This window comes from Ensifer sp. D2-11 (genome assembly GCF_054161295.1).
The window spans coordinates 3494871-3520666 of sequence record NZ_CP096433.1 but is presented as its reverse complement, the minus strand read 5'-3'; the positions used below and the strand labels follow the sequence as shown (position 1 = coordinate 3520666).

Sequence of the window (25796 nt, the reverse complement as noted above, 5' to 3'; positions counted from 1 at the left end):
AACTTATCTATCCATTTCGGGAGGAGACTGATGGAAAAACTCGGTATTGGCATCATCGGCTGCGGCAACATCTCGTCGGCCTATCTGAAGGCGATGGCAGCCTTTCCGATCCTGGACATCCGCGGGATCGCTGATCTGAACCGCGGTCTCGCCGAAGAGCGCGCTGCGGAGTTCAAGGTCGAGGCCCGCAACGTCGCCGATCTCCTCGCGGACCCTTCGATCGAACTCATCGTCAACCTGACCGTGCCGAAGGCGCACGTGACAGTCGCCATGCAGGCGCTCGAGGCAGGCAAGCACACCTATTCCGAAAAGCCGCTCGCCACCGATTTCGCAGACGGGCGCAAGCTGGTGGCGATGGCTCGCGAGAAGGGCCTGCGGATCGGCGCCGCCCCCGACACCTTCCTCGGCGGCTCGCATCAGACGGCGCGCGCAATCGTCGATTCCGGCGTGCTCGGCACGCCCGTCGGCGGCACCGCCACCTTCATGTGCCCCGGCCACGAGCGCTGGCATCCAAATCCGGACTTCTATTACGACGTCGGCGGCGGGCCGATGCTCGACATGGGTCCCTACTACATCACAGACCTCGTCAACCTCCTTGGCCCGGTCTCCAAGGTTGCCGGCTTTGCCACGGCGGCCCGGAAGGAGCGGACCATCACCAGTGAAGCGCGCAACGGCGAACGCATCCCCGTCCGCGTGCCGACCCATGTCGCCGGCATCATGGCCTTCGAGAATGGAGCCGTCGTGCAGATCGGCATGAGCTTCGATGTCGCGGGCCACAGGCATGTGCCGCTCGAGCTCTATGGAACCGAGGGCACGCTGATCGTCCCGGATCCGAACCATTTCGGCGGCCAGATCGAACTGCTGAAAAAGGGCGGCGCCTTCGAGCAGACTGCGACGAGCGAGCCCTATGCCGACGGCAATTACCGCTCGATCGGGGTGGCCGACATGGCACACGCCATCCGCTCGGGCCGGCCGCACCGGGCAAACGGAGATCTCGCCTTGCACGTGCTGGAGGTCATGGAAGCGTTCCACAAGGCGGCCGACACCGGCACCACCGTCAGCATCAGCACGAAAACCGAGCGGCCGGCACCTCTGTCGGAATCGCTCGTCGACGGCCGCATCGGCCGCTAACGCATAAATCGCATTAGGAGGAGTTCGACATGCGCGAGGCACTGATCGTCTGGGGCGGCTGGAGCGGCCACGAGCCGCAGGAATGCGCCCATATCATCCGCGACATACTGCAGGAGGACGGGTTCAAGGTCTATCTGGAACACACGACCGAAGCCTTCGCCGATCCGTCGATCCACGACCTGTCGCTGATCGTTCCGATCATGACGATGTCGAAGATCGAGAAGGAAGAGGTGAAGAATCTCGCCGCGGCCGTCGAGGGCGGCGTCGGTATCGCCGGCTATCACGGCGGCGCGGGCGATGCCTTCCGCGAGAGCGTCGAATACCAGTTCATCATCGGCGGCCAGTGGGTGGCCCATCCCGGCAACGTGATCGACTATCGCGTGAACGTCACGCGCCCCGACGACCCGCTGATGGAGGGCATCTCCGATTTTCCCTATACCTCGGAGCAATATTACATGCATGTCGACCCGTCCAACGAGGTGCTGGCAACGACCACCTTCTCCGGCGAGCATGCCTCCTGGATCGAAGGCGTGGTGATGCCGGTGGTCTGGAAGCGCAAACATGGGAAAGGCCGGGTCTTCTACTCCTCGCTCGGCCATGTGGCGAAAGAGTTCGAGGTGCCCGAGATGCGCACGATCTTCCGCCGCGGCGCGAATTGGGCTGCGCGCTGAGGGAGACGGTGGATCGGTTGAGTTCCGCCGTTTCTGTCTGGCATCCGGCGCTGCCCCTCATCCGCCTGCCGGCACCTTCTCCCCGCGGGCGGGGCGAAGGGACAAGTGGCACGCTCCCCTCACTCCTCGGTGATCGCGGCGTAATGAACGGATGCCCCATGTCCCTTCTCCCCGTGAAACGGGGAGAAGGTGCCGGCAGGCGGATGAGGGGCAATCGGATCAGTGGTCGACGCCCGCATAGGCGCGATCGCCCCAGAGCTTCTCGACCGTCCGGTTCCTGCCGCAGCCGTTGCGGTAGTACCAGTAGCGGATGGGGTTCCGCTTGCCGAAGTCCTGATGGTATTCTTCCGCCGGCCAGAATTTCGCTGCGCCTTCGACGGGCGTTACGATCGGTCGGCCGAGCTCCGCCTCGGCCTTGATCTTTTCCGCCTTCGCGTCCATCGCCTGCCGCTCGTTCAGCGCATGGATGGCGGTCGTATAGGCAAAGCCCCGGTCGCAGAACTGGCCATCGCCATCCGTCGGGTCCGTCGTACGGAACAGGACGCCGACGAGCTCCGCATAGGAGACCCGGTCCGGGTCGAACTTCACGCGCACCACCTCGCGGTGTCCACCCTTCGCATAATCTTCGTAGGTGGGGTTCGCGCTCTTGCCGCCGGCATAGCCGGAGATCGTTTCGAGAACGCCGGGCACGGCGTCGAAGTCGCTCTCGACGCACCAGAAGCAGCCGCCGGCAAAGATAGCATATTGCGGTTCCGCCGCCCGCGCCGGCAGCAGCAGGAAACACGTGACGAGAAAACCGAACAGCAGGCGAAGCATCGGCGGACCTCCATCCTCGGCTATTACCTAACTGCCTCGCCGCGCGTTTCAAATCACTTAGCAACACGTCGATGTGACGGACGTGAAAGCAAAACGGCGAGCCGAGGCCCGCCGTTGAAATGCTGCTGAAAACACCTGCAGGGCGGATGGTCAGAACCGCCGCTCGACCAGCATCTTCTTGATCTCGCCGATCGCCTTGGCGGGGTTCAACCCCTTCGGACAGGCCTGGGCGCAGTTCATGATCGTGTGGCAGCGATAGAGCCGGAACGGATCTTCGAGATTGTCGAGACGCTCGCCGGTCGCCTCGTCCCTGGAGTCGATGAGCCAGCGATAGGCCTGCAGGAGGACGGCAGGGCCGAGATAGCGGTCGCCGTTCCACCAGTAGCTGGGACAGGAGGTCGAGCAGCAGGCGCAGAGAATGCACTCATAGAGCCCGTCGAGCTTGAGGCGGTCTTCGTGGCTCTGCCGCCATTCCTTGGCCGGTGTCGGCGACACCGTCTTCAGCCAGGGCTCGATCGAACGGTGCTGGGCATAGAAATTGGTGAGGTCAGGCACGAGGTCCTTGACGACGGGCATATGCGGCAGCGGATACACCTTCACGGCGCCCTTCACCTCATCCATGCCCTTGGTGCAGGCGAGCGTATTGGTGCCGTCGATATTCATCGCACAGGAGCCGCAAATGCCTTCGCGGCAGGAGCGACGCAGCGTCAGCGTCGGATCGATATTGTTCTTGATGTAGAGCAGACCGTCCAGAACCATCGGGCCGCAATCGTCGATATCGATGTAATAGGTATCGATCCGCGGGTTTTTGCCGTCGTCCGGATTCCAGCGATAGACCCGGTATTCGCGCAGGTTCGCCGCGCCGACCGGTTTCGGCCACACCTTGCCTTCGGTGATCTGCGAGTTCTTGGGGAGAGCGAGTTCAACCATGTGCCTTAGTCCTCGAGATCAGTAGACGCGGGCCTTGGGCTCGATCTTGTAGGGATCGATGCCTTCGGCGATCAGCTCGGTGTGCACGGGACGAAAATCGAGCCGGACGTCGCCCGCGTCGTTGACCCAGGCAAGCGTGTGCTTGCGCCAGTTGACGTCGTCGCGGCCGCCGAGCGGGCCGTCCTTGTAGTCCTCGCGCGCATGCGCGCCGCGGCTTTCCTTGCGCGCCTCGGCGCCGTAGACCGTGGTGATGGCGTTGGCCATCAGATTTTCGAGCTCCAGCGTCTCGACGAGATCCGAGTTCCAGATCATCGAGCGGTCGGTGACCCTGACGTCCGGCAGTTCCTTCCAGATCGCCGAGAGGCGCCGGCAGCCGGATTCCAGCGACTCCTGCGTACGGAACACGGCCGCGTCTTCCTGCATGGCGCGCTGCATCTTGTCGCGCAGCACGGCGGTCGGCGTGGCGCCGTTGGCGTGCCGCAGCCGGTCGAAACGCTCCATGATGCGGTCGCAGGCGGCCGTGTTGACCTCCGGCACCGCCTCGTTGCGGTCGATGATCTGACCGGCGCGGATTGCCGCCGCCCGGCCGAAGACGACGAGGTCGATCAGCGAGTTCGAGCCGAGCCGGTTGGCGCCGTGCACCGAGGCGCAGCCGGCCTCGCCGACCGCCATCAGTCCGGGCGCGATGCGTTCCGGGTTCTGGCTGTCCGCGTTCAGCACTTCGCCCCAATAATTGGTCGGCACGCCGCCCATATTGTAGTGAACCGTCGGCAGCACCGGGATCGGTTCGCGCGTGACGTCGACCCCGGCGAAGATTTTCGCCGATTCCGAAATTCCCGGGAGGCGCTCATGCAGCACCGCGGGATCGAGATGGTCGAGATGCAGGAAAATATGGTCCTTGTTCTTGCCGACGCCCCGGCCCTCGCGGATTTCCATCGTCATGCAGCGGGAAACGACGTCGCGCGAGGCAAGGTCCTTGGCAGAAGGCGCGTAGCGCTCCATGAAGCGCTCGCCCTCGGAATTGACCAGATAGCCGCCCTCGCCGCGGGCGCCTTCGGTGATCAGGCAGCCCGCGCCGTAGATGCCGGTCGGATGGAACTGCACGAATTCCATGTCCTGCAGCGGCAGGCCGGCGCGGGCGATCATGCCGCCGCCGTCGCCGGTGCAGGTATGCGCCGAGGTCGCGGAGAAATAGGCGCGGCCGTAGCCGCCGGTCGCCAGCACCACCATCTTGGCGGCGAAGCGGTGGATCGTGCCGTCGTCGAGGTTCCAGGCGACCACGCCGGTGCAGCGGCCGTCATCCGACATGATCAGGTCGATGGCGAAATATTCGATGAAGAATTCGGCATTGTTCCGGAGCGACTGACCGTAAAGCGTATGCAGGATCGCGTGGCCGGTACGGTCGGCGGCAGCGCAGGTGCGCTGCACCGGCGGTCCTTCGCCGTAGTTCTGCATGTGGCCGCCGAAGGGGCGCTGATAGATCTTGCCTTCCTCGTTGCGCGAGAAGGGAACGCCATAGTGCTCGAGTTCGTAGACCGCCTTCGGCGCCTCCATGGCGAGGTACTGCATGGCGTCGACATCGCCGAGCCAGTCGGAGCCCTTGACGGTGTCGTAAAGATGCCACTGCCAGGAGTCGGGCGTCATGTTCTGCAGCGAAGCGGCGATGCCGCCCTGTGCCGCGACCGTATGCGAACGCGTCGGGAAGACCTTGGTGATGCAGGCCGTCCTCAGGCCCTGCTCGGCCATGCCGAGGGTCGCGCGCAGGCCCGCCCCGCCGGCGCCGACGACGACGACGTCGAAGGAATGGTCGACATATTGATATGCCTTGCCGTTTGCAGCGGGTGAACTGATCGATGCCATGACGAAATTACCCTGCAAATGCGATCTTCAGGACGGCGAAAAGACAGAGCCCGCCGACCGCGATCGTGAAGAATGTGTTGAGCATGAGAAGCGCTATCTTGGGGCCCTCCCCATGGACGTAGTCCTCGATGATGACCTGCATGCCGATCTTCATGTGAACGAGGCCGGCGACGACCATCAGACCCATGGTCACCGCCACGAACGGGTTCGAAAGGGCCGCGATCAGTTCCGCATGCGGTGCGCCCGCATAATGGGCGAGAAAGACGACGAAGAAGATCGTGAGAGGAATGCTGGCGACGGCCGTGAGGCGCTGCCGCCAGAAGTGATCCGTGCCTTCCTTTGCCGAACCGAGACCCCGGACCTTGCCGAGAGGTGTGCGCATATTCATGTCGAAGTCCTTAACGAGCGAGGTAGCCGACGACCCAGATGACGAGCGTCAGCGTCGCCGATGCGACGATCATGGCCTTCGCCATCCTCGTCGCGAAGTGCTTCTCATAGCCGTAGCCGAGATCCCAGGCGAGGTGGCGTATGCCGCCCAGCAGGTGATGTACAAGGGCCCAGGTATAGCCGAAGAGGACGACCTTGCCGATGAACGTGCCGAACAGCCAGTTCACCCAGTCGTAATAGGCAGTGCCGGAAGCAGCGGCGATCAGCCACCAGGCCACCAGGACGGTGCCGAAATAGAGCGCGCCGCCGGTGATGCGGTGCATGATCGACATGATCATGGTGGGGATCGGCTTGTAGATTTGAAGATGCGGCGAGAGCGGCCGGCTTCTTGTGACATTCGTCATCGGAACCTCGCGGGATGACCGGATTTTCGTCCAAAACTGGACTGGTTTGGTCCGGTATCGCACCCGATTGTGCGCAATTCAGTCACCCGGACCTTTAATCACCATAAGGCTTCCCGACAAGTGTGTTTGCAGTGCAAAATCAATTTAATCGATTTGACGGAAAACGGCATTTTCCAGCCTTCGAGAGACATCGGGTCTTTTAACCGTACAGGGAAAAAAACCCAACCGAATCCGTGACATTTCCCGCCGGTTGCCGCAGGATGCACTTTAACTGTTTGTTAACGATGATCCGGAGGCAGCGAGAATGGACCTCTCGCGAATGATCCGCACGACCAAAGTTCTAGTCGTGGCCTTCGCACTTGCGATGCCCGCCGGTTTACCGGCACGGGCCGCCGAAAGCGACGGTTTCCGCAATGTGGAGACCCGAACCCGCCATGTCCGGATCAAGCATCGCACGCCCCATCACTCCTGGCGCAAGGGCCACCGGTCAATAACGACCATCGGCGGTTTCTCATCCGCCGATTCCAGGGGCCTGCCCGATGTTCAGACCCGCACCCGTCATGTGCGGCCAAGATATCCATGGCCGAGATATCCCTGGCATCGTAACGCCCGCCGCGGGCGGGATCGTGGTCCCGTGATCGTCATCAATGGCGGCGGATACGCATCCGGCGGTTACGACAGTTATGGGAGTTACGACTTCCCGACACCCATTCCGGATATCGGTACCTATGCCGGCGGCCTTTCGGCGTTCCGCGAGGAAGGGAACGGCATCTATTTCAGCGGGGACGGCGGCTACGCCTATCTCGCCGGGGAAACCGTCGCAGCCAATCCGTCTTCGAAGCGCGCGAAGATCATCATCGTCTCGCCGCAGGTAAACGCCAGCGCATGTTCGTGGGAGCACGGCGTCTGCGTCGTCCGGCCGTAGGATTTGCGGCTGCGCTGCGGGCCGTCCTTACCCCTCCCCAACCCCTCCCCACAAAGGGCCACAAAGGGGGGGGTGGAGGGGCTTAGAGCCTGTTGCGGCGCCAGTGCCATCCCGGCGTTCACACCTGCGAAACCGATGAAATATGAGCAATGGGCGCGGCAGATTAAGCCGCTCCCCCTTGTGGGGACCTACGGCATGCACATATCTCTTGTTGTCCAGCCCTTCGCGGACTTACTCCGGAGTGGCGGCATCTGTATTTCCAGCAGTGGCGAGGCTTGGGGATGGGTCCTTGGGATCAAACCCGTATGCGCTAACATTGGCATTAGCGGTCACCCGCCCCTCATCCGCCTGCCGGCACCTTCTCCCCGCAGGCGGGGAGAAGGGACAAGCGGCGCCAACTGAACCCCGCATTCACCGCCCGCCCGAGGGAGCGAGCGGGCGCGGCATATCCCTTCTCCCCGCCTGCGGGGAGAAGGTGGCGGCAGCCGGTTGAGGGGGCAACCCCGACCGAGCGGGGTTGAGGCGGTTGGGTTCCCGAGGGATCCCTTTCATGGGCAGTATCCGCCGCACCGGCGCGCAAGAGATATGTGCATGCCGTAGTTGTGGGAGGGGTTGGGGAGGGGCTTCCCTGCAAATCGCGGTCACCCCGTGAGGGTGCCGAACCGCCAGACGGTCGTGCGCTTCACCTCGCTGTCTTCGAGCGCCCGAGTCGCCGGTACCTCGTAGGTCGCAAGGTCAGTCATCCGCCCGCGTGGACAATAGGCCCGGCCCGGATCGCCGACGAGAACGACGGCACCGGCGCGTTCGAGCGCTTCGAACCAGGGCAGAAGCAGATCGGCGAAGCTCTTGTCGTAGAAGACGTCTCCGGCGAGGTAGACGTCGGCCGCCCGTTCCGAGCCGACGATATCGTCGCCGGTGAAGGCGAACGATACGCCGTTGAGCCCGGCATTCAGCCGCGCGGCCGTTTCGGACCAAGGATCGATGTCGGCGGCGACGACCTCATCGGCGCCGGCCAACTTCGCCGCGATGGCGACGAGGCCGGAACCGGAGGCGAAATCGATGACGCGGCGGCCGCGCACCGTCTCGGGATGATCGAGGAGATAGCGGGCAAGCCCCTGCCCGCCCGCCCAGGCGAAGGCCCAGAAGGGCGGCGGCAGCCCGATCCGTTCCAGCTCTTCCTCGGTCTTCAGCCACAATTCATGCGCCTCTCCCGCAAGATGCAGGCGGATTTCCGGCACGTGCGGCGGCGCGAGAATGTCGGTGTTGGCGCGGATGAAGCTTTCGGGATCGGTCTTCACGATATTCAGGGGCGCTATCGGGGCGGATTGTCCAGCCCGCCCATGCGGCAGACCTCGATCCACTCGTCATCCGTCACCGGCTGCACCGAAAGGCGCATGGACGTAACGAGCGACATCTTGGCGAGCTTCGGATTTTCCTTGATTTCCTTGAGTGAAACCGGCCGTGGAATGTCCATGACGGCGCGGATGTCGACGCAGTCCCAGCGGGCGTCGCCCTCGGCCGTCGAATCCGGATGCGACAACGCGCAGACCTCGGTGATGCCGACGATCTCGAGCCCCTCGTTGGAGTGGTAGAAGAAGCCCTTGTCGCCGATCTTCATCGCCCGCATGTTGTTGCGCGCCAGGTAGTTGCGCACGCCGGTCCATTCGGTGCCCTTCTCGCCCGCATCCTTCTGCATCTGCCAGGACCATTTCGCCGGTTCGGATTTGTAGAGCCAGAACGCCATCGCCCCTCAAGCCTCCGGATTGTTGAAGACCCAGTTGTAGGCCTTGATCTCGACATTGGCGAAGAGACCCGCCTTCGCATAGGGATCGGCCTCGGCGAGCGCCCTGGCCTCTTCGAGCGTATCGGCCTTGACGATCACGAGGCTCCCCGTCGGCTTGCCGTCGGCGCCGAGGAAAGGCCCCGCGATCTTCAGGATGCCCCGGGCATTGAGGTCGTTGAGATAGGCGACATGGTCAGGCCGCGTGTCGAGCCTGAGTTGCAGCGCGCCGGGCTTGTCCGTGCAGAGCAGTGCGAAGAGCATGGATCCTCCTGAAGACATCATTCGTGGGTGATCGGTCTGGACATCAGTTGTTCGAGGGCCGAGCGGACATCCAGCTTTCCGTCGACGATGGCTGCGACGGCCTCGGTGACCGGCATCTCGATGCCGAGTGCGCCCGCCACGCGGGCGGCGACGGATGCGGCAAAGGCGCCCTCGACCAGCTCGCTGCTTCCGGCCGCGGCCCGGCCGTCCTTGCCGAGCGCTATGCCGAAGCGCAGGTTGCGCGACTGGTGGCTCGTCGCGGTCAGCACGAGGTCACCCAATCCCGAAAGGCCGCGCACAGTGTCCGCCTCGCCGCCTCTTGCGACGATGAAGCGCGACATTTCCGCAAGCCCGCGCGAGATCAGCGCAGCGCGCGCCGAGTCGCCGAGACCGGCGCCTTCGACGATGCCGCAGGCGATCGCCAGCACGTTCTTGAGCGCACCGCCAAGCTGAACGCCGGTGCGATCCGCCGAGGGATAGAGCCGGAACGTCCGCCCGGAAAGCACCTCCGCAAGCTCCGTCGCGATCGCCGTATCGGGGGCGGCGATCACCATGGCAGTCGGCAGGCCGCTAGCGATATCGGCGGCGAAGCCCGGGCCGGAAAGCACCCCGATACGGCGGCCCGGCAACTCCTCTTCGAGAACGTCGGTGAGGAGTTGGCCGGTCGATTGCTCCATGCCCTTGGCGCAGGTGACGACGACGGCACTGGCGCCGATCGCGGGACCGTAGCTACGCGCCGCGTCCCGATGCGCTTGCGAAGGCATCGCGAAAAGCACGATGTCGGCGTCTTCGAGCGCATCCGCCTGCGAAGAATAGACAAGGCGCGGGGGAAGCGGAATTCCCGGGAGAACCGCGTCATTCCGCCCGGTACGGCGACACTCCGCGGCCGCTTCTTCCCGACGGGCAAGCAGAGTGACATTCGCCTTGTCCTTCGCTGCCGCGACGGCCGAAAGCGCCGTTCCGAAGGCGCCCGCCCCGACGACCACGATTTTTGGCGCGCTCTTCGATTTGCCGCTCATCTTCTGTCCATCATGCCTTGGCGCCGCGTCTGCCGGAGCCGATCAATGCCTTGGCTTCGGAATCGAGCGGCCAGCGCGAACGCGGAGCTGCATCGAGCCCGTCCGCCGGCAGGCCCGCCGCGAGGCGCTCCGCACCGGCCCACGCAATCATCGCCGCGTTGTCGGTGCAAAGCTGGAGCGGCGGCGCGATGAAGCGGAAGCCGTGCTCGTCGCAAAGCGATTGCAGTGTCCGGCGCAATGTCTGGTTCGCGGCAACCCCGCCGGCCACGACGAGAGCCGGTTGGTCGACGGAGGCGAAGTCCGCCCTGAACCGCTTCAAGCCGCGCCCGACCCGATCCCTGAGCGTGCGGGAAATGGCGCGCTGAAAAGAGGCACAGACGTCGGCGATATCCTGATCCGTCACCGGCTCCAGCGACTGTGCGGCCTGGCGGACGGCGGTCTTGAGGCCCGAAAACGAAAAGTCGAGCCTGGCGTCGCCGACGAGCGGCCGGGGAAAATCGAAGCGCTCCGCATTACCGGCTTGCGCCGCCCGCTCGACGGCCGGCCCGCCCGGATAGGGAAGACCGAGCAGCTTTGCGGTCTTGTCGAAGGCCTCGCCGAGCGCATCGTCGATCGTCGTGCCCCAGCGTTCGTATTCGCCGACGCCCTTGACGAGGATCAGCTGTGTATGGCCGCCCGAGACGAGCAGCATCAGATAGGGAAATGAAAGGCCGTCGGTCAGCCGCGCCGTCAGCGCGTGGCCTTCGAGATGATTGACCGCATAGAGCGGCTTGCCGGTCGCCCGCGCGATCGCCTTGCCGGTCATCAGCCCGACGATGAGCCCGCCGATCAGGCCGGGACCACTTGTCGCAGCGACCGCGTCGATGTCCCGGAGCGTCACCCCGGCGCGCAGGAGCGCTTCCTCGATCAGCGCGTCGAGCGCCTCGACATGGGCGCGCGCCGCGATCTCGGGAACGACGCCGCCATAGGCACTATGCTCTTCCAGCTGGCTCAGCACCACGTCGCCGAGAATCCGGCCGCGGCCCTCTTCGTCACGCAGCACGACCGAAGCGGCGGTTTCGTCGCAGCTTGTCTCAATGCCGAGGATGCGCAAAGGCGGGGACGTCACGTGCTATACTCAAAGATTGCGGTCGCAGTGAAAGGTGGCTACACGAACCTCAAACAGCGCCGTGCGCCTTCAGACGCACAAGGGACGCTGTAACGCTTTGAACTGCTGCATGGTTTTGTCCTAAAACCGGTTCCGATTTAAGGAAGCATGCAGTAACAACGGATGGCGAAGGATGCAAACGAAACCTTTCCGCATCGGCACGCGCGGCAGCCCGCTGGCGATGGCCCAGACGCATGAAACGCGCGATCGGCTCGCCGCCGCACAAGGTCTGCCACCGGAAATGTTCGAGATCGTCATCCTTTCCACGAAGGGCGACCGGATCACCGACCGGTCGCTTGCGGAGATCGGCGGCAAGGGCCTGTTCACCGAAGAGCTCGAGCAGCAGCTTCTGTCGGGAGACCTCGACTTCGCCGTGCATTCGTCCAAGGACATGCCGACGAAGCTGCCCGACGGGCTGTTCCTTTCCGCTTTCCTGCCGCGCGAGGACATCCGCGACGCCTTTGTCGGCCGCTCGGCTAAAAGGCTCGTCGATCTCCCGCAAGGCGCCACCGTCGGCTCGTCTTCGCTGCGCCGTCAGGCGCTAATCCGGCGGCTGCGGCCCGATATCGACGTGATCACCTATCGCGGACAGGTCGAGACACGCCTGCGCAAGCTTGCCGAAGGTCAGGTCGACGGCACGCTTCTGGCCTATGCCGGCCTGAAGCGCCTCGGCATGGAGCAAGTGCCGACGGAGCTGCTTGATCCGGAAGAATTTCCGCCGGCGCCGGCCCAGGGCGCGATCTGCGTCGAGGCCCGCATCGGCGACGACCGTATCAACACGCTGCTTGCGGCAATCGACGATCCGCGCACACACGAGGCGGTTTCCTGCGAGCGCGGCTTCCTGGCGACGCTCGACGGCTCATGCCGCACGCCGATCGCCGGCTACGCGCAATCGGACGGGACACATATCCGCTTTGCCGGCATGATCCTGACGCCCGACGGCACCACCTCCCACCAGATCGAAATCGACGGCAGAGCGGCAGACGCGGAAAGGCTTGGGCAGGAGGCCGGCGAGCGTATCCGCACCAAGGCCGGACCGGGTTTCTTCTCGAGCTGGAGCTGATCCGATGCGCGTGCTCGTGACCCGGCCACGCCCGGCCGCCGAAAGGACGGCGGCAAGGCTCAGCGCCATGGGTCACGAAGCGGTCATCCTGCCGCTTATGCAGGCGCAGCATCTCGCCGGCGCGGCCCGGGCAGCATTGAGTGAGCCCCACCAGGCGATCGCCGTCAGCAGTGGGGAGGCGGTCCGCGTCCTCGGCGCGCTCGGACCGGCGCTTGAGCCACACCTTGCAACACCGCTCTTTGCAGTCGGCGAAGCGACGGCGCGCGCTGCGGGCGATCTCGGATTTACCGATATCCGCATCGGACCGGGAACCGGCGAGGGACTCGCCGAGACGGTGGCTGCCCTTCTCCCCCCCGGGGAAACGCTGGTCTATCTCGCCGGTTCACCGCGAACCGACGGTTTCGAACGGGCATTGCACCAACGGCGGATCGAGCACAGGACCGCCGAATGCTATCGGATGGCGCCGGTCCACTATCCTGCGGAGACGCTGCCCGGACTCCTCCGCGCGGGCCCCTTCGATGCGGTCATGCTCTATTCCCGCGAGAGCGCGCGGCGCCTGGACGCAGCATTGCGGGAGAGCGGGCTTGAACCCGCGGACCTCGCCTCGCGCTTTCTCTGCCTGAGCTGGCCGATAAGAGAGACCCTGCCGGACGGTCTACCCTGCGGGGTCGCGGCGGTGCCCGACGAGGAAAATCTCTTGCGGCTTCTTTGAGGCCAAATCAGCAAAGTCGGCGCCGGTTTTCCGCCTGCCTTCTGCACATTGCTCGGGTCATCTGGGGCATTTCCGTCAAAAAGCACGGTCTGGGGCTTTCCCTCGTCATCCTCGCTGACTAGGTTTGCGTTTAGATCGGATGAGGAAAGTGCAGAGCGTTCCTGCTGCAGATCCGCTCAGGCCTACACCGACAGGCAATGAAACGGTAAAGAGGTGACCATGGCATCGGAAAAGCCGCCGCGCCGCTCGAAACCCGGGAAAGAACCGCTGACGATCGATCTCGAGGCGGAGAAGACCGAACCTGCGGCGGCCGAGGCAGCGGCCGGCCCGGATGCGGCGAAGAGCAAGCCGGCGGATATTTCGACGAGCGAGGCGGCTGAAGCCGGCGAAGTAAGAACCGGCGAAGTCGAAAGCAACGAAGCCGGCATCGGCGAACCTCCTTTGCCGGCGGGCGATCCGCAAGAGGAAACTCCGCAAGAGGAAACAGAGACGGAGGAGGCACGCGCCGACGCGGCTGCGGCCGCCTTCGACGCGGAGCTTCCGCACGCGACCAACGGCGAACTGCCCGAGGCAAAGAGGAGACAGGCCACAGGCGCAGGTGCGCTTGCTGCCGGCATCCTCGGCGGTCTCATAGCGCTCGCCGGTGCCGGCGTGCTGCAATATGCCGGCTACGTTCCGGCGCCCGGACCGGAGCAGCCGGGCACCGAGCAGAACCTTGCGAGCGAGATCGAAGCGATCAAGGCGGAGCTTCAGGCACGGGCCCCGGCGGCGCCAGTGGACGTCGCCCCTTTGGAAAACCGCCTTGCGGCCCTGGAACAGGCGGCCCGAGAGCCCGGCGCGGCTGCGGCGGGCGCTCCCGAGGTCAAGGCGCTCGAAGCCGAGGTCGCCAACCTGACGAATGAAATGGCCGCCCTGAAGACCGAGCTTGCCGAGGCTCGCCAGGCGGCGGACGCCGCCAGGGCGGAACTTGCCGGCCGTATCGACCAGGCGGAGCAGAAGCTCAACGAGCCTGCGAACGATATCGAGATGGCGAAAGCCGTTGCCGTCACCGCGCTGAAGACGGCGATCGATCGCGGCGGGCCGTTCCTCGCCGAACTCGACGCCTTGCGCAGCATCGCCCCCCAGGATCCGGCCGTCAAGGAACTGGCCGATGTCGCCGCGACAGGTGTCCCCACGCGGACGGAATTGAAGGAAAGTTTCCGGCCGGCGGCGGACGCGATGCTGGACGCGCTGCACCGGCCAGACCCCAATCAGGGCATTTTCGATCGCCTCGTCTCCAGCGCAATGTCGGGCATCCGCGTGCGGCCGGTCGGCAGCGTCGAAGGCGACACACCGGAAGCGGTGATCGCCCGCATCGAAGACAAGCTCGATAACGGCGATCTCAAGGGCGCATCGCTCGAATGGGACAGCCTTCCCGAAACCGCGAAATCCGCCGGCCAGGGGTTCAAGGAAAAGCTCGACCGGCGGCTTGGCGTCGAAACGGTGATCGATGCCGCCGTAGCCGGCACGATGACGCGCACGGGCAAGCAAGGTTAGCGGGGGAAGAAGACTATATGATCCGGATACTGTTCTTCGTACTGCTCGTCCTTTGCCTGGCTCTCGGCTTTGCCTGGCTCGCGGATCGTCCGGGGGAATTGTCGCTGATCTGGCAGGGCCAACTCATCGAGATGAGCCTGATGCGCGCCGCCTCGATCCTGATCTCGCTCTTCGCTGCCGTTCTGATCGTCGTCTGGCTGCTTCGCACGATCTGGTTGTCGCCGCACACCGTCACGCGTTACTTTCGCTCCCGCAAGCGCGACCGCGGCTATCAGGCATTGTCGACCGGCCTGATCGCGGCCGGCGCCGGCGACGCCAATCTCGCCCGCAAGATGGCCGCGCGCACGCGAAACCTCATCAGCTCGGATCAGGAGCCGCTCATCCATCTGCTCGAAGCGCAGACGGCGCTGATCGAAGGCAAATACGACGACGCACGCAAAAAATTCGAGGCGATGGCGGACGACCCGGAGACGCGCGAACTCGGCCTGCGCGGGCTGTATCTCGAAGCCAAGCGGCTCGGCGCCAACGAGGCTGCGCGCCAATATGCCGAGCGCGCCTCCGAGAAAGCGCCGCACTTGCCGTGGGCGACCCTGGCAACGCTCGACCATCGCAGCCAGGCGCGCCAGTGGGACGAGGCAATCCGCCTGCTCGACCAGAGCCGCGCCGCCCATGTGCTCGAAAAGAACGAAGCGGACCGGAAAAAGGCCGTTCTTCTGACCGCACGGGCAATGGAAAGTTTGGATGCAGACCCGAAATCCGCCCGGGACGACGCGCAGGCGGCGCTGAAGCTCGACGATCGCCTCGTGCCGGCGGCACTCGTTGCCGCCAAGGCGCTCTTTCGCGAGGAAAATCTGCGCAAGGGTGCTTCGATCCTCGAGAGGATGTGGAAATTGGATCCGCATCCCGATATCGCGCGTCTCTATGTGCGGGCGCGCGGCGGGGACTCCGCCCTCGACCGGCTGAAGCGGGCGAAGAAGCTTGAATCGCTCCGCAGCAACAATGCCGTCGCACTGGCGACCGTCGCCGAGGCGGCGCTCGACGCGCGCGAACTTGCTCTTGCGCGCACAAAGGCAGAGGCCGCCGCCCGCCTCGAGCCGAGGGAGAGCATTTTTCTGCTGCTCGCGGACATCGAGGAGGCAGACACCGGCGACGAGGGCCGCATCCGTCACTGGATGGCACAGGCGCTGAAGAGCCCGCGCGATCCGGCCTGGACCGCCGACGGCGTCACCTCACCGGTCTGGCTGCCGGTCTCCCCGGTCAGCGGCCGCCTCGACGCCTTCGAGTGGAAGGCTCCGCCGTCGCAGATCGCGGCGGCAACGGAGGACGGGCATCTGAACCCCGACCAGGCAATTCGCAGCCTCCCGCCAGTCGCGACCGTGCCCCGCCCGGTCGAGGAACCGGCTCCTGGACGGACGGCCGAGGCTGCCCCGACAGCCGAGCGCGATCAAACCGAGCGAGAACGGGCCGAGCGAGAACGGGCCGGGCCGGAGAAGGCGATCAGCGTTCCCGACCGGAAGGAACCGGCCGCATCGCCCGCAACGGGCAAGGATGCCGAGGAGGCACCGGATCCCTTTTTCGGCCGCCCCCCGGACGATCCGGGCGTGCGCGAGCCGGCGGCGGCGGAACGGACCACCACCAACTTCCGTCTTTTCTGAACCCAGACATCTCCATAGGCTGCAGGCGATAGTGCATGTTTGAACGTTTTCGCGCATTTCTGGAAGGAATGACCGGCTCGGCGCGGATTGAAGCGGGGGACCCGCGCATTGCGGTGATCGGCCTCTGCTTCCAGGTCATGGAAGCGGACGGCGCGGTCCGCAGCTCCGAGCGCCGCAAGATGCGCAAGCTCATCAAGGAGCATTACAAGCTCGACGATGCCGCTCTCAATGCCCTGGTCGCGGCCGGCGAGAGCGCTGAAAGCGAAGCGATCGACTTCTACCAGTTCACGTCGGACATAAAGCGGCACCTGCCCGAGGAGCAACGCATCGAGCTCGTCGGCATGCTGTGGGAAATCGTTTACGCCGACGGTGCGCGCAGCGAGATGGAAGACCACGTGATCTGGCGGATTGCCGACCTCCTCGGCGTTTCCGGGCGTGACCGGGTCTTGAAACGCCAAGAAGCAGCGGCCAAGATCGACATGGTGGAGGAGAACGAGGCGCAACAGGAAAGTTGACGATGCCGCCAGAGGCCCCAGACACCAAGAGAGACGCCAAGAGACCCATCCTCATCGTGCTCCATCAGGAGCGCTCGAGCGCCGGCCGCGTCGGCCACATTCTCGAGCGGAAGGGCTTTTCGCTCGACATCCGCCGCCCCGCGCTCGGCGACGAGCTGCCGCCGACGCTGGAAGCACATTCGGGGACGATCATCTTCGGCGGACCGATGAGTGCCAATGACGAGGAGGAGTTCGTCCGGCGCGAAATCGACTGGCTGTCCGTGCCGCTTCTGGAAAACAAGCCCTATCTCGGAATCTGTCTCGGGGCGCAGATGCTGGCCCGCAATCTCGGCGGCAGGGTCGAAGCCCATCACGAAGGCATGACCGAGATCGGCTGGTATCCCTTGAGAGCCACGCAGGCCGGCAAGGCGCTGATGGACTGGCCGGCGATGGTCTATCACTTCCACCGCGAAGGCTTCGACCTGCCGAATGGCGCCGAATTGCTGGCAACCGGCGACACCTACCCGAACCAGGCCTTCCGTTACGGCGAGAACGCCTGGGGCATCCAGTTCCACGGCGAGCTGACGCGGGCGATGATGCATCGCTGGGTGGTGCACGGCGCCCATCGCTTCGAGCTCCCCGGTGCCCAATTGGGCAAAGCGCATCTGGAGGGCCGCATGCTGCACGACCATCCTTTGCGGACATGGATGGAGAATTTCCTGGAGCTGATTTTCATGAATGGTGAAAGCGGGGAGGAATTCCGGAAGAGCTTGCAGTCGTGAGTTGCGAATGCCCCTCACCCTAACCCTCTCCCCGCAAGCGGGGCGAGGGGACGAGTTTTCCGCTTCCTTCTTCAACATCCCGCGATTCGGGGCGAGCGGGCGCGTCTTGTCCCTTCTCCCCGCCTGCGGGGAGAAGGTCGCGGCAGCGGGATGAGGGGCGGCCTCCAGTTCAGATGCTCACCCCCTCCGCTGCTTCTCCGGCACATCCAGCGTGTCGATCCGGCGCAATTGCGGAAAGCCGAGTGCCCAGAGGAGCGACACGAGAAGCGTGCCTGCGCCGCCGAAGACGACCGCGAAGACCGTGCCGAAGCCGGAGGCCATCATGCCGGCGCGGAACTCTCCGAGTTCGTTTGAGGCGCCGACGAAAACCATATTGACGGCGTTTACGCGGCCGCGCAGCTCATCCGGGGTCCAGAGCGTGATGAGGATCTCGCGCACATAGACCGAGATCATGTCGGAAGCGCCCATTACGACGAGCGCGGCGATCGATATCCATGGCGTCGCCGACAGGCCAAAAACGACCGTTGCCAGGCCGAAGAGGGCAACGCCGACGAACATGTAGAGACCGGCTCGATTGCGGATCGGGTGGGCGGCCAGCCACACCGCCATTCCGACCGCGCCGACACCGGGCGCGGCCCGCAGGAGGCCGAGGCCCCACGGCCCGAGCGTCAGGACGTCCCGCGCGAAGACCGGCATGAGCGCGACGGCGCCGCCGAGCAGCACGGCGAAGAGATCGAGCGAGATCGCCCCCAGCACGATCTTCTCGGCCTTGATGTAGCGGAACCCTGCGGTGATCGTCTGCCAGTTTGCGGCCGACGGCGGCGAGCGCCTTGCGGGCTTCGGCACGGCGAAGACCATCAGGGCGCCGGCAGCGAAGAAGCCGAGGCTGACCGCATAGGGCACGGTCGGGCCGAATCCGTACAGAAGCCCGCCAGCCACCGGGCCGACGATCATCGCCGTCTGCCACGAGGTCGAATTCCACGCGATCGCATTGGGCAGATCTTCCGCAGGCACCAGATTGGGCGCCAGCGACTGTGAAGCGGGCCCCAGGAAAGCCCGCTCTATGCCGAACACGACAAGGATCGCGTAAACCGGCCAGGGTGAAAATAGTCCCGTCACCGTCAAAAGGAGAAGTGCTGCGCCGCAGAGCGTGCTGACCAGCATGCAGATGCCCATGATCGCCCGGCGATTGTAGCGGTCCGCCACGCTGCCCGTCACGAGGATGAGAACGAGGGATGGCAGGAATTGGAAGAGGCCGATGAGACCGAGCGAGAAAGGATCGCGCGTCAGATCGTAGATCTGCCAGCCGACGGCCACGGACATGATCTGGACGGCGAAATAGGCGAGCAGGCGGGAGAAGAAATAACGCCGGTATCCGACATGCCTGAAGGCGGCGAAACGGTGCGCGGCATGGACGGCCGACATGCTGGAATGCTCCTGCTGCAGGCTCCTGATACGTCGCCGACCGAGCAGCGGGAGCGTGCAGAAATTGAAATCCTGCAGCGATCCTTGCGCATCGGAAAAACCGCGGAGCACTGCAGGGAAGGGAAGAAAGGCGCGCTCCGTGCCATTAAACATGATCACGCGAGGCAGGCCGGCGTACTTGCTCGTTTAGTTCCTAATGTCTACATGTCTGTCAACAACGAATTGGAGACCGGCATGCTTGCTGTCATCGGCACTTTGAATTTCATCATCAACATTGCGTGGTTCCTGATCATCGCCTCGGCCATCTTCTCCTGGCTCTATGCGTTCAACGTGATCAACGTGAACAATCAGGCGATCAACATGATCGGCCGCTCGCTCTATCAGTTGACCGAGCCGCTCTACCGGCCGATCCGCCGCGTGCTGCCCGACATGGGCGGCGTCGACCTTTCGCCGCTCGTCGTGCTGGTGATCCTCTATTTCATCCAGCTCTTCCTGAACACCACCATCGCTCCTGCGCTGCTGCGTTAGAGCGGGATAAGGAAAAGTGTGTGCGGTTTCGCCCGTGCAGGCCGACTCCACCTAAAATCATCGTGATCTAGACTAAAGCGCAAAAAACCTCCGGATCGAGGCCGAGCCGGAGGTTTTCATGTCTCAGTAAAACAGCGAAACGATTATTTCTTCGTCTTGGCGCGCTCGACCGCTTCCCGGATCAGCTGCTTGGCCATGCTGGCATCCTTCCAGCCGAAGATCTTCACCCACTTGCCGGGCTCCAGATCCTTGTAGTGCTCGAAGAAGTGCTCGATCTGCTTGAGGGTGATTTCCGGCAGGTCGGTGTAATCGTGCACCTTGTCGTAGCGCTTGGTCAGATGGGCGGAGGGGACCGCGATGATCTTTTCGTCCTGACCGGAATTGTCTTCCATCATCATCACGCCGATCGGGCGGACATTGATGACGCAGCCCGGAACCAGCGGACGGGTATTGCAGATCAGCACGTCGATCGGATCGCCGTCGTCGGAAAGCGTGTGCGGCACGAAGCCGTAATTGCCCGGATAGGTCATCGGCGTGTAGAGGAAGCGATCGACCACCAGCGTGCCGGCCTCCTTGTCCATTTCGTATTTGATCGGATGCCCGCCGACCGGGACTTCCACGATTACATTGACATCTTCCGGTGGATTCTTTCCGATGGAAATCGCGTCGATCCGCATGAGCACCTCCAGGGGTCGTTTGAAAAGTCGTCCCGTCGGATAAAGGGAAACATGCCGCGATGCAACATGACTTTGGTTCCGGGCGGGCGGATTTGCTGTAGGCACGCCGCGCGGCCAAAAAGGGGCAGGGCTGATATTTATCTTCGCAGGAGAGACAATGCGCCCGAAACTTCGCTATTTTCTTTCCGCCGCCCTGATCTCGGCGCCTGCACTTGCCAATGACAGCGCCTACACAGACGCCAGCCGCGACAAGTGCCGGCTCCTGCGCGAGTGGGAAGGCGCCTCGTCGCAGATGCTTTGTCCCGGCATAGGCGACTATCCCGTCCATTTCATCGAGAGCGATATGCGCCAGAGCTTCTTCTTCGGCCATGCCAGGCAAAGCTATCTGGAGAACGGCTTCGAGAGTTTCGGTACCTTCAACCATGCCGAAACGACCGTCGAATGGCGCCTCGACGCCAACGGGAAGCCGGTCGCCGCCATCCTGCGCTGGATTATCGAGAACCCGGATCCGCAGACGGACAGGAGCACCAAGGCGTTCGAGGGACAGGTTCTGGTGATCTCGAAGGTCGCGCAGAAGGAGGACGGCGACGGCTGCGTCATCGGCTATGTCGACGCGCTCGCCAATGCCGATGCGAACACGCTGGCGCGCAGGATAGCCGACGAAAGAGCCGCAAGCTTCCGCTGCGGCACGGACCAGGCATCCTATCACGGAAATCGCGGCGAGAAGGCGGGCGAACCCATGCACTTCCTGCCTAAATGAGGCTCTGCGAGACGCCCGGACCGATGACAGCGCCTTGCGGCACTCCTCAACTCCAGACGAAGCCGACCTTCTTCAGGTGCTTCTCGCCGAAATCCTCCATGCCTTCGGCAATGTCGCGACCGCCCGCCGAATGGAAGAAATTATAGGCATTCGCACTGTCTTCCAGGCACCAGACGACGAGCCCTTCGCAGCCGAGCGATTTCAGAAGGCTCTTTGCTTCCCCAAAGAGGACACGCCCGAGGCCGATGCCCTGATATTCGGGCCTCAGATATATCTCGTAGATTTCGCCTTCCTGCGGCAGCGCCCGCGCCCGGCTCAGGCCCAGCGTCGCGTAGCCGGCTATCGTGCCGGCGACGTCGACGACGAGAAGGGTCGCCGGTCCGCGCGTGGCCTTGCGCCACCAGGTCTCGTCGCGGCGATTGACCATTCGGACAAGGGGGCGGTGCGGAATGATGCCGCCATAGGCCTGCAACCAGGAAACGCGATGCACGTCGGCGATTGCCGCCGCCTCATGCGGCTCCCCAGGCCGAACCTCGATCGAAACAGTCTTCATGACTTGCGACTCTAATCACACGACGCGGCGGACAGGAATCCCGCCGGGCTGTCGCGCGGCGTTAACCCACAGGCAACTTTAACGGCACCTGCCCCAAGGTTAACGCCTTTTTAACTTTATCCGCAAGCCGCCCGCGAAAGGCACACACAGCAAAAACCCCGGATCGCTCCGGGGGTTTGTAGATCGACGAAATCAGAAGGTTGGACTTGCCCCTCTCCTCGGCTTTAACCCGAGGACTAGCCCGCTCGCGGGGAGAGCGGACGGAGGCGGCGCGGCATACCCCTTCTCCCCGCATGCGGGGAGAAGGTCGCGGCAGCGGGATGAGGGGCTCGCTTTTAGCCCCTTAAGCAGCGCCGGCCGTCCGCGACTTCTCGAAGCGCTTGCGCTCGTTCGGATCGAGATACATCTTGCGAAGCCGGATCGACTTCGGCGTGACCTCGACCAGTTCGTCGTCCTGGATCCATGACAGCGCCCGGTCGAGCGTCATGCGGATCGGCGGCGTCAGCTTTACCGCCTCGTCCTTGCCGGACGCGCGCATGTTGGTGAGCTTCTTGCCCTTGAGGACGTTGACTTCCAGATCGTTGTCGCGCGTGTGAATGCCGATGATCATGCCCGCATAGACCTTTTCGCCGGCGTCGATGATCATCGGGCCACGATCTTCGAGGTTGAACATCGCATAGGCCACGGATTCGCCGGCGTCGTTCGAGAGCAGAACACCGTTCACGCGGCCGCCGATCTCACCCTTATAGGGCTGGTAGTCGTGGAACAGGCGGTTCATGATCGCCGTGCCGCGCGTATCGGTCAGAAGCTCCGACTGATAGCCGATGAGACCGCGGGTGGGCGCGAAGAACACCAGCCGGACGCGGTTGCCGCCGGAGGGACGAAGCTCGGCCATTTCGGCCTTGCGTTCGGACATTTTCTGGACGACGACGCCCGAATGCTCCTCGTCGACGTCGATGACGACCTCTTCGATCGGCTCCAGGAGCTGTCCGTTCTCATCCTTGTGCATGACCACGCGCGGACGCGAGACGGCGAGCTCGAAGCCTTCGCGGCGCATCGTTTCGATCAGAACCGCGAGCTGCAGTTCGCCGCGGCCGGACACGTAGAACGAATCCTTCTCGGAGGATTCCTCGATCTTCAATGCGACGTTGCCCTCGGCTTCCTTGAACAGACGGTCGCGGATGACGCGCGAAGTGACCTTGTCGCCTTCGGTGCCGGCGAGCGGAGAATCGTTGACGAGGAAGGACATGGTGACGGTCGGCGGATCGATCGGCTGCGCCTTCAGCGGCTCGTTGATGGCCGGATCACAGAACGTGTCGGCGACGGTGCCCTTGGAGAGGCCGGCGATCGCCACGATGTCGCCCGCATGGGCTTCCTCGATCGGCTGACGCTCGATGCCGCGGAATGCAAGAATCTTGGAGATGCGCCCGGACTCGAGCACCTTGCCGTCCTGCCCGAGGACATTGACCGCCTGGTTCGGCTTGATCGAACCGGAATGAATGCGCCCGGTGATGATGCGGCCGAGGAAGGGATTGGCTTCGAGAATGGTGCCGATCATCCGGAACGGGCCTTCGCCGACGCTCGGCTCCGGAACGTGATCGAGAACGAGATCGAGGAGCGGTGCCAGGCCCTGATCCTGCGGACCTTCCGGCGCGACGTTCATCCAGCCGTTACGGCCGGAACCGTAGAGAATCGGGAAGTCGAGCTGCTCATCGGTCGCATCGAGCGCCGCGAAGAGATCGAATACCTCGTTGATGACTTCCTCGTGACGGGCATCGGGTCGGTCGATCTTGTTGATCGCCACGATCGGCCGAAGACCGACCTTGAGCGCCTTGCCGACGACGAATTTCGTCTGCGGCATCGGGCCTTCGGCGGCGTCGACCAGAACGATGGCGCCGTCCACCATCGACAGAATACGCTCGACTTCACCGCCGAAATCGGCGTGGCCGGGGGTGTCGACGATATTGATGCGCGTACCCTTCCACTCGACCGAAGTCGCCTTGGCGAGGATGGTGATGCCGCGTTCCTTTTCCAGTTCGTTGGAATCCATCATGCGCTCGGCGACGCGCTGGTTTTCGCGGAAGGAGCCCGACTGCTTCAGAAGTTCGTCGACGAGCGTGGTTTTCCCATGGTCGACGTGCGCGATGATCGCGATGTTACGAATGCTCATTTTTTGTCTCGGAAAGTTCGTGGGCACGCGCGACGAGGCAGGTACCGCTTTTCAGTTGCCGCGCTCATACAGGTTTTTTCCCGGAAGCGAAAGGGGGCCGGCGCGCAGGGCTGACCTGCGTGAGGCGCCGCCGGCTCAAGCGGAAACCGCCGGATCGAGGGTTACCCGCCAGAGTTCCTGATCCTGCCGGTCCATCAGCCGCACCGTCATCTGCCGCGTCTGGCCGCTGATATCGACGATGCCGAAGAATTGAAGGTCCGCCGACGGCGGCAGGTTGCTGTCGATTCCTCCGCCGGACGCCTTCATGAAGCGAACCTCGGGGCCGAAGGTCATGTCGAGCTCCTTCGGCCCGTAGGTGCCGGAATGAAGCGGCCCGGAGACGAACTCCCAGAACGGCGAGAAGTCCTTGAAGGCGGCCCGCGAGGGATCGTAGTGATGCGCCGCCGTGTAATGCACGTCCGCCGTCAGCCAGACGAGGTTCTCGATCGCATTGTCGCGGACGAAGCGCAGGAGATCCGCAAATTCGCTCTCGCGCCCCTTCGGCGCGCCATGGTCGCCGTCGGCGATGGCATCCGATCCGCGCCTTGCCGAATAGTCGTCCCAGACGATGAGGCCGACCGGCATGTCGCAGGCGATCACCTTCCAGGTGGCGCTGGACGCCGCAAGCTCGCGCTTCAGCCAGTCCGCCTGCCGCCAGCCGAAGAGGCCGCCACCCCCCTCTTCCTGGTTGGGGCCGCGATAGGAGCGCAGATCCACGAAGAAGACGTCGAGCAGCGGACCATAGGCGATCTTGCGGAAAATGCGGCCGGGCTCCGTCGGCAGCGTGCGGATCGCCGTCATCTCGTGAAACGCGCGGGCCGCGCGGGCGGCATAGACGGCGACATCCTTCTCCGGATAGCGCGGGTCGTCGCTGAGATCGGTCGAGGCCGACCAGTTGTTCAGGACCTCGTGGTCGTCCCACTGATAGAAGGTGGGACATTCGGCATGGAGCCTCCGCACATGCTCGTCGAGCAGGTTGTATTTCCACTGGCCGCGATATTCCTCGAGCGTCCGCGCGACGTCTCGCTTCTCGGGCGTGACGATCCGGTTCTTCCACATGCCGCCGTCGCGCAGCTTGATCTCGTCGGGGATAGGATTGTCGGCATAGATCGTGTCGCCGGAATGGATGAAGAAATCCGGCTCGTGCAGCCGCATGGTCGAATAGGTCTTCATGCCGACCTCGTCGATGCCCCAGCCCTGCCCCGCCGTGTCGCCGGACCAGACGAAGCGCACGGAGCGGCGGCGCAAGGGAGCCGTCCGGAAGCGCCCGACGACCGGTTCGGAGACGCGATTGGCGTCGTAGAGATCGGTCGCGATGAAGCGATAGAAGATGTCCTGGTCCGGCAGCAGACTGTCGAGCCGGCACTTGACGGCGCAGTCGGTCAGCGGCGTCGCATCGATATCGGCAAGCCTGACGGCATTCGAAAAGCTTTCCGTGGTCGAATACTCGACGGAAACGCGCGCCGGCCGATCGACCCGCGTCCAGATCATCCCCGAGCCCGTATCGACGTCGCCGGACTGTACCCCATGGGCGAATTCCGGCCGTCCGTAGCCGCGCGCGTAGAACGGCGTGGCGAGACCGGAAGAAGCGACAAGACCGGCGGCGCCGGCGGAGAAGAGGAAAGAACGCCTGGTGAGGGTGTTTCGAAGAGCGGCCAATCCCTGCCTCCGGTTCCGTTTCGCGAATCGTCGGTTCTCGCGAGCGGACCATTGGCGAGCCAGATGTCAGCGGCTTTACAGGCGGATGAAACTATTCGGACGGTTTGGCGACAGTTCTGTGAAGGGGCTGCCTGCAGGCGGATAAGGGGCAATCCCTAATGCAGGAACCCGTAGTGATGGCGTATGTGCCGATTGAAATAGTTGCCGGCGGAATCCGCATGCAGCAGTTCCTCGTAAACCTCTTCCGGAACGTCGAGGTAATGATAGGGCCTGCGGTTGCCGAGGAACCAGACGCTCAACGTCCGGCGCGGTACATCGTATCTGACCTCATGGATCGCGGAGGAGTCGAGGATTGCGGAGGATCGTAGAATTCGCATCGGCGTCTTCCCGATTGCTTGTCCCTATCGCC

At 63.9% G+C, this 25796-nt stretch carries 27 protein-coding genes; 11 read left to right on the top strand and 16 right to left on the bottom strand.

All coding sequences use genetic code 11. The annotated features are described in order from the left end of the window. Positions 1 to 30: 30 nt before the first annotated feature. Both M1D34_RS16795 and M1D34_RS16790 read left to right on the top strand, forming a co-directional pair. A complete protein-coding gene (locus tag M1D34_RS16795; RefSeq protein WP_003530234.1) occupies positions 31 to 1131 on the top strand; it encodes a Gfo/Idh/MocA family protein in 1101 nt (366 codons plus the stop codon). A gap of 29 nt (positions 1132 to 1160) precedes the next feature. Beyond that, a complete protein-coding gene (locus tag M1D34_RS16790) occupies positions 1161 to 1802 on the top strand; it encodes a ThuA domain-containing protein (RefSeq protein ID WP_003530232.1) in 642 nt (213 codons plus the stop codon). Between the two features lie 219 nt (positions 1803 to 2021). On the opposite strand, the gene msrA is transcribed toward M1D34_RS16790, so the two are convergent. The 5 genes from msrA to sdhC all read right to left on the bottom strand — a co-directional run bounded on the left by msrA (position 2022) and on the right by sdhC (position 6199). Beyond that, positions 2022 to 2618, bottom strand: coding sequence for a peptide-methionine (S)-S-oxide reductase MsrA (gene msrA / locus M1D34_RS16785; protein WP_003531155.1), 597 nt, complete (start codon positions 2616 to 2618; stop codon positions 2022 to 2024). A gap of 150 nt (positions 2619 to 2768) precedes the next feature. Next, entirely contained in the window at positions 2769 to 3548 is a 780-nt protein-coding gene (locus M1D34_RS16780) for a succinate dehydrogenase iron-sulfur subunit (protein ID WP_003531162.1), read from the bottom strand. Between the two features lie 18 nt (positions 3549 to 3566). Continuing rightward, a complete protein-coding gene (gene sdhA / locus M1D34_RS16775; protein ID WP_003531165.1) occupies positions 3567 to 5408 on the bottom strand; it encodes a succinate dehydrogenase flavoprotein subunit in 1842 nt (613 codons plus the stop codon). 7 nt (positions 5409 to 5415) lie between these two features. Next, a complete protein-coding gene (sdhD, locus tag M1D34_RS16770) occupies positions 5416 to 5796 on the bottom strand; it encodes a succinate dehydrogenase, hydrophobic membrane anchor protein (RefSeq protein ID WP_498780001.1) in 381 nt (126 codons plus the stop codon). A gap of 10 nt (positions 5797 to 5806) precedes the next feature. Then, on the bottom strand, positions 5807 to 6199 hold the full coding sequence (gene sdhC / locus M1D34_RS16765) for a succinate dehydrogenase, cytochrome b556 subunit (RefSeq protein WP_003531169.1): 393 nt from the start codon (positions 6197 to 6199) through the stop codon (positions 5807 to 5809). Between the two features lie 304 nt (positions 6200 to 6503). Between sdhC and M1D34_RS16760 the strand changes: the two genes are divergently transcribed. Beyond that, a complete protein-coding gene (locus M1D34_RS16760; RefSeq protein WP_498779998.1) occupies positions 6504 to 7124 on the top strand; it encodes a hypothetical protein in 621 nt (206 codons plus the stop codon). 641 nt (positions 7125 to 7765) lie between these two features. On the opposite strand, the gene M1D34_RS16755 is transcribed toward M1D34_RS16760, so the two are convergent. From M1D34_RS16755 to tsaD, 5 genes are read right to left on the bottom strand one after another with little or no spacing between them, the layout of a single operon-like run. Then, a complete protein-coding gene (locus M1D34_RS16755; RefSeq protein WP_498779996.1) occupies positions 7766 to 8422 on the bottom strand; it encodes a class I SAM-dependent methyltransferase in 657 nt (218 codons plus the stop codon). A 14-nt stretch (positions 8423 to 8436) separates the two neighbouring features. After that, complete coding sequence (locus M1D34_RS16750) at positions 8437 to 8868, bottom strand: EVE domain-containing protein (RefSeq protein ID WP_003531172.1); 432 nt, start codon at positions 8866 to 8868, stop codon at positions 8437 to 8439. 6 nt (positions 8869 to 8874) lie between these two features. Then, positions 8875 to 9168 (bottom strand): YciI-like protein, encoded by a 294-nt coding sequence (locus M1D34_RS16745; RefSeq protein WP_003531173.1) that lies wholly within the window; start codon positions 9166 to 9168, stop codon positions 8875 to 8877. Positions 9169 to 9185: 17 nt separating this feature from the next. After that, positions 9186 to 10187, bottom strand: a complete 1002-nt coding sequence (locus tag M1D34_RS16740; RefSeq protein ID WP_248448749.1) for an NAD(P)H-dependent glycerol-3-phosphate dehydrogenase — start codon at positions 10185 to 10187, stop codon at positions 9186 to 9188. Between the two features lie 10 nt (positions 10188 to 10197). After that, the gene (gene tsaD, locus M1D34_RS16735) at positions 10198 to 11295 is read right to left on the bottom strand and encodes a tRNA (adenosine(37)-N6)-threonylcarbamoyltransferase complex transferase subunit TsaD (protein WP_028003767.1); all 1098 of its coding nucleotides are present in this window, start codon (positions 11293 to 11295) and stop codon (positions 10198 to 10200) included. A 172-nt stretch (positions 11296 to 11467) separates the two neighbouring features. Here tsaD and hemC point away from each other — a divergent pair, with 172 nt between their 5' ends. The 6 genes from hemC to M1D34_RS16705 all read left to right on the top strand — a co-directional run bounded on the left by hemC (position 11468) and on the right by M1D34_RS16705 (position 17576). Next, positions 11468 to 12397, top strand: coding sequence for a hydroxymethylbilane synthase (gene hemC, locus M1D34_RS16730; protein WP_498779993.1), 930 nt, complete (start codon positions 11468 to 11470; stop codon positions 12395 to 12397). A gap of 4 nt (positions 12398 to 12401) precedes the next feature. Continuing rightward, positions 12402 to 13109: a uroporphyrinogen-III synthase gene (locus M1D34_RS16725; RefSeq protein ID WP_028010504.1), complete on the top strand. Its 708-nt coding sequence runs from the start codon at positions 12402 to 12404 to the stop codon at positions 13107 to 13109. Between the two features lie 219 nt (positions 13110 to 13328). Beyond that, the gene (locus M1D34_RS16720) at positions 13329 to 14645 is read left to right on the top strand and encodes a COG4223 family protein (RefSeq protein ID WP_498779991.1); all 1317 of its coding nucleotides are present in this window, start codon (positions 13329 to 13331) and stop codon (positions 14643 to 14645) included. Between the two features lie 17 nt (positions 14646 to 14662). Further along, positions 14663 to 16300: a heme biosynthesis protein HemY gene (locus M1D34_RS16715; RefSeq protein ID WP_498779989.1), complete on the top strand. Its 1638-nt coding sequence runs from the start codon at positions 14663 to 14665 to the stop codon at positions 16298 to 16300. A 35-nt stretch (positions 16301 to 16335) separates the two neighbouring features. After that, entirely contained in the window at positions 16336 to 16815 is a 480-nt protein-coding gene (locus M1D34_RS16710) for a tellurite resistance TerB family protein (RefSeq protein WP_003531180.1), read from the top strand. Between the two features lie 2 nt (positions 16816 to 16817). Next, complete coding sequence (locus M1D34_RS16705) at positions 16818 to 17576, top strand: glutamine amidotransferase (protein WP_248448752.1); 759 nt, start codon at positions 16818 to 16820, stop codon at positions 17574 to 17576. A 177-nt stretch (positions 17577 to 17753) separates the two neighbouring features. On the opposite strand, the gene M1D34_RS16700 is transcribed toward M1D34_RS16705, so the two are convergent. Continuing rightward, complete coding sequence (locus M1D34_RS16700; protein WP_028010508.1) at positions 17754 to 19001, bottom strand: MFS transporter; 1248 nt, start codon at positions 18999 to 19001, stop codon at positions 17754 to 17756. Between the two features lie 234 nt (positions 19002 to 19235). Between M1D34_RS16700 and M1D34_RS16695 the strand changes: the two genes are divergently transcribed. Further along, the gene (locus M1D34_RS16695; protein ID WP_003531184.1) at positions 19236 to 19529 is read left to right on the top strand and encodes a YggT family protein; all 294 of its coding nucleotides are present in this window, start codon (positions 19236 to 19238) and stop codon (positions 19527 to 19529) included. A 143-nt stretch (positions 19530 to 19672) separates the two neighbouring features. On the opposite strand, the gene ppa is transcribed toward M1D34_RS16695, so the two are convergent. Next, positions 19673 to 20206, bottom strand: a complete 534-nt coding sequence (ppa, locus tag M1D34_RS16690) for an inorganic diphosphatase (RefSeq protein WP_003531185.1) — start codon at positions 20204 to 20206, stop codon at positions 19673 to 19675. A gap of 157 nt (positions 20207 to 20363) precedes the next feature. On the opposite strand from ppa, the gene M1D34_RS16685 reads away from it, so the two are divergent. Then, on the top strand, positions 20364 to 20966 hold the full coding sequence (locus tag M1D34_RS16685; RefSeq protein WP_498779986.1) for a hypothetical protein: 603 nt from the start codon (positions 20364 to 20366) through the stop codon (positions 20964 to 20966). Positions 20967 to 21012: 46 nt separating this feature from the next. Here the strand turns inward: M1D34_RS16685 and M1D34_RS16680 are convergent, their stop codons facing one another. The 4 genes from M1D34_RS16680 to M1D34_RS16665 all read right to left on the bottom strand — a co-directional run bounded on the left by M1D34_RS16680 (position 21013) and on the right by M1D34_RS16665 (position 25764). After that, positions 21013 to 21519: a GNAT family N-acetyltransferase gene (locus M1D34_RS16680; RefSeq protein WP_003531187.1), complete on the bottom strand. Its 507-nt coding sequence runs from the start codon at positions 21517 to 21519 to the stop codon at positions 21013 to 21015. A 343-nt stretch (positions 21520 to 21862) separates the two neighbouring features. Then, a complete protein-coding gene (typA, locus tag M1D34_RS16675) occupies positions 21863 to 23689 on the bottom strand; it encodes a translational GTPase TypA (protein ID WP_498779984.1) in 1827 nt (608 codons plus the stop codon). A 135-nt stretch (positions 23690 to 23824) separates the two neighbouring features. Further along, positions 23825 to 25387 (bottom strand): alkaline phosphatase D family protein, encoded by a 1563-nt coding sequence (locus tag M1D34_RS16670; protein ID WP_153313639.1) that lies wholly within the window; start codon positions 25385 to 25387, stop codon positions 23825 to 23827. Positions 25388 to 25542: 155 nt separating this feature from the next. Beyond that, the gene (locus M1D34_RS16665; protein WP_003531190.1) at positions 25543 to 25764 is read right to left on the bottom strand and encodes a KTSC domain-containing protein; all 222 of its coding nucleotides are present in this window, start codon (positions 25762 to 25764) and stop codon (positions 25543 to 25545) included. Positions 25765 to 25796: the final 32 nt, after the last annotated feature.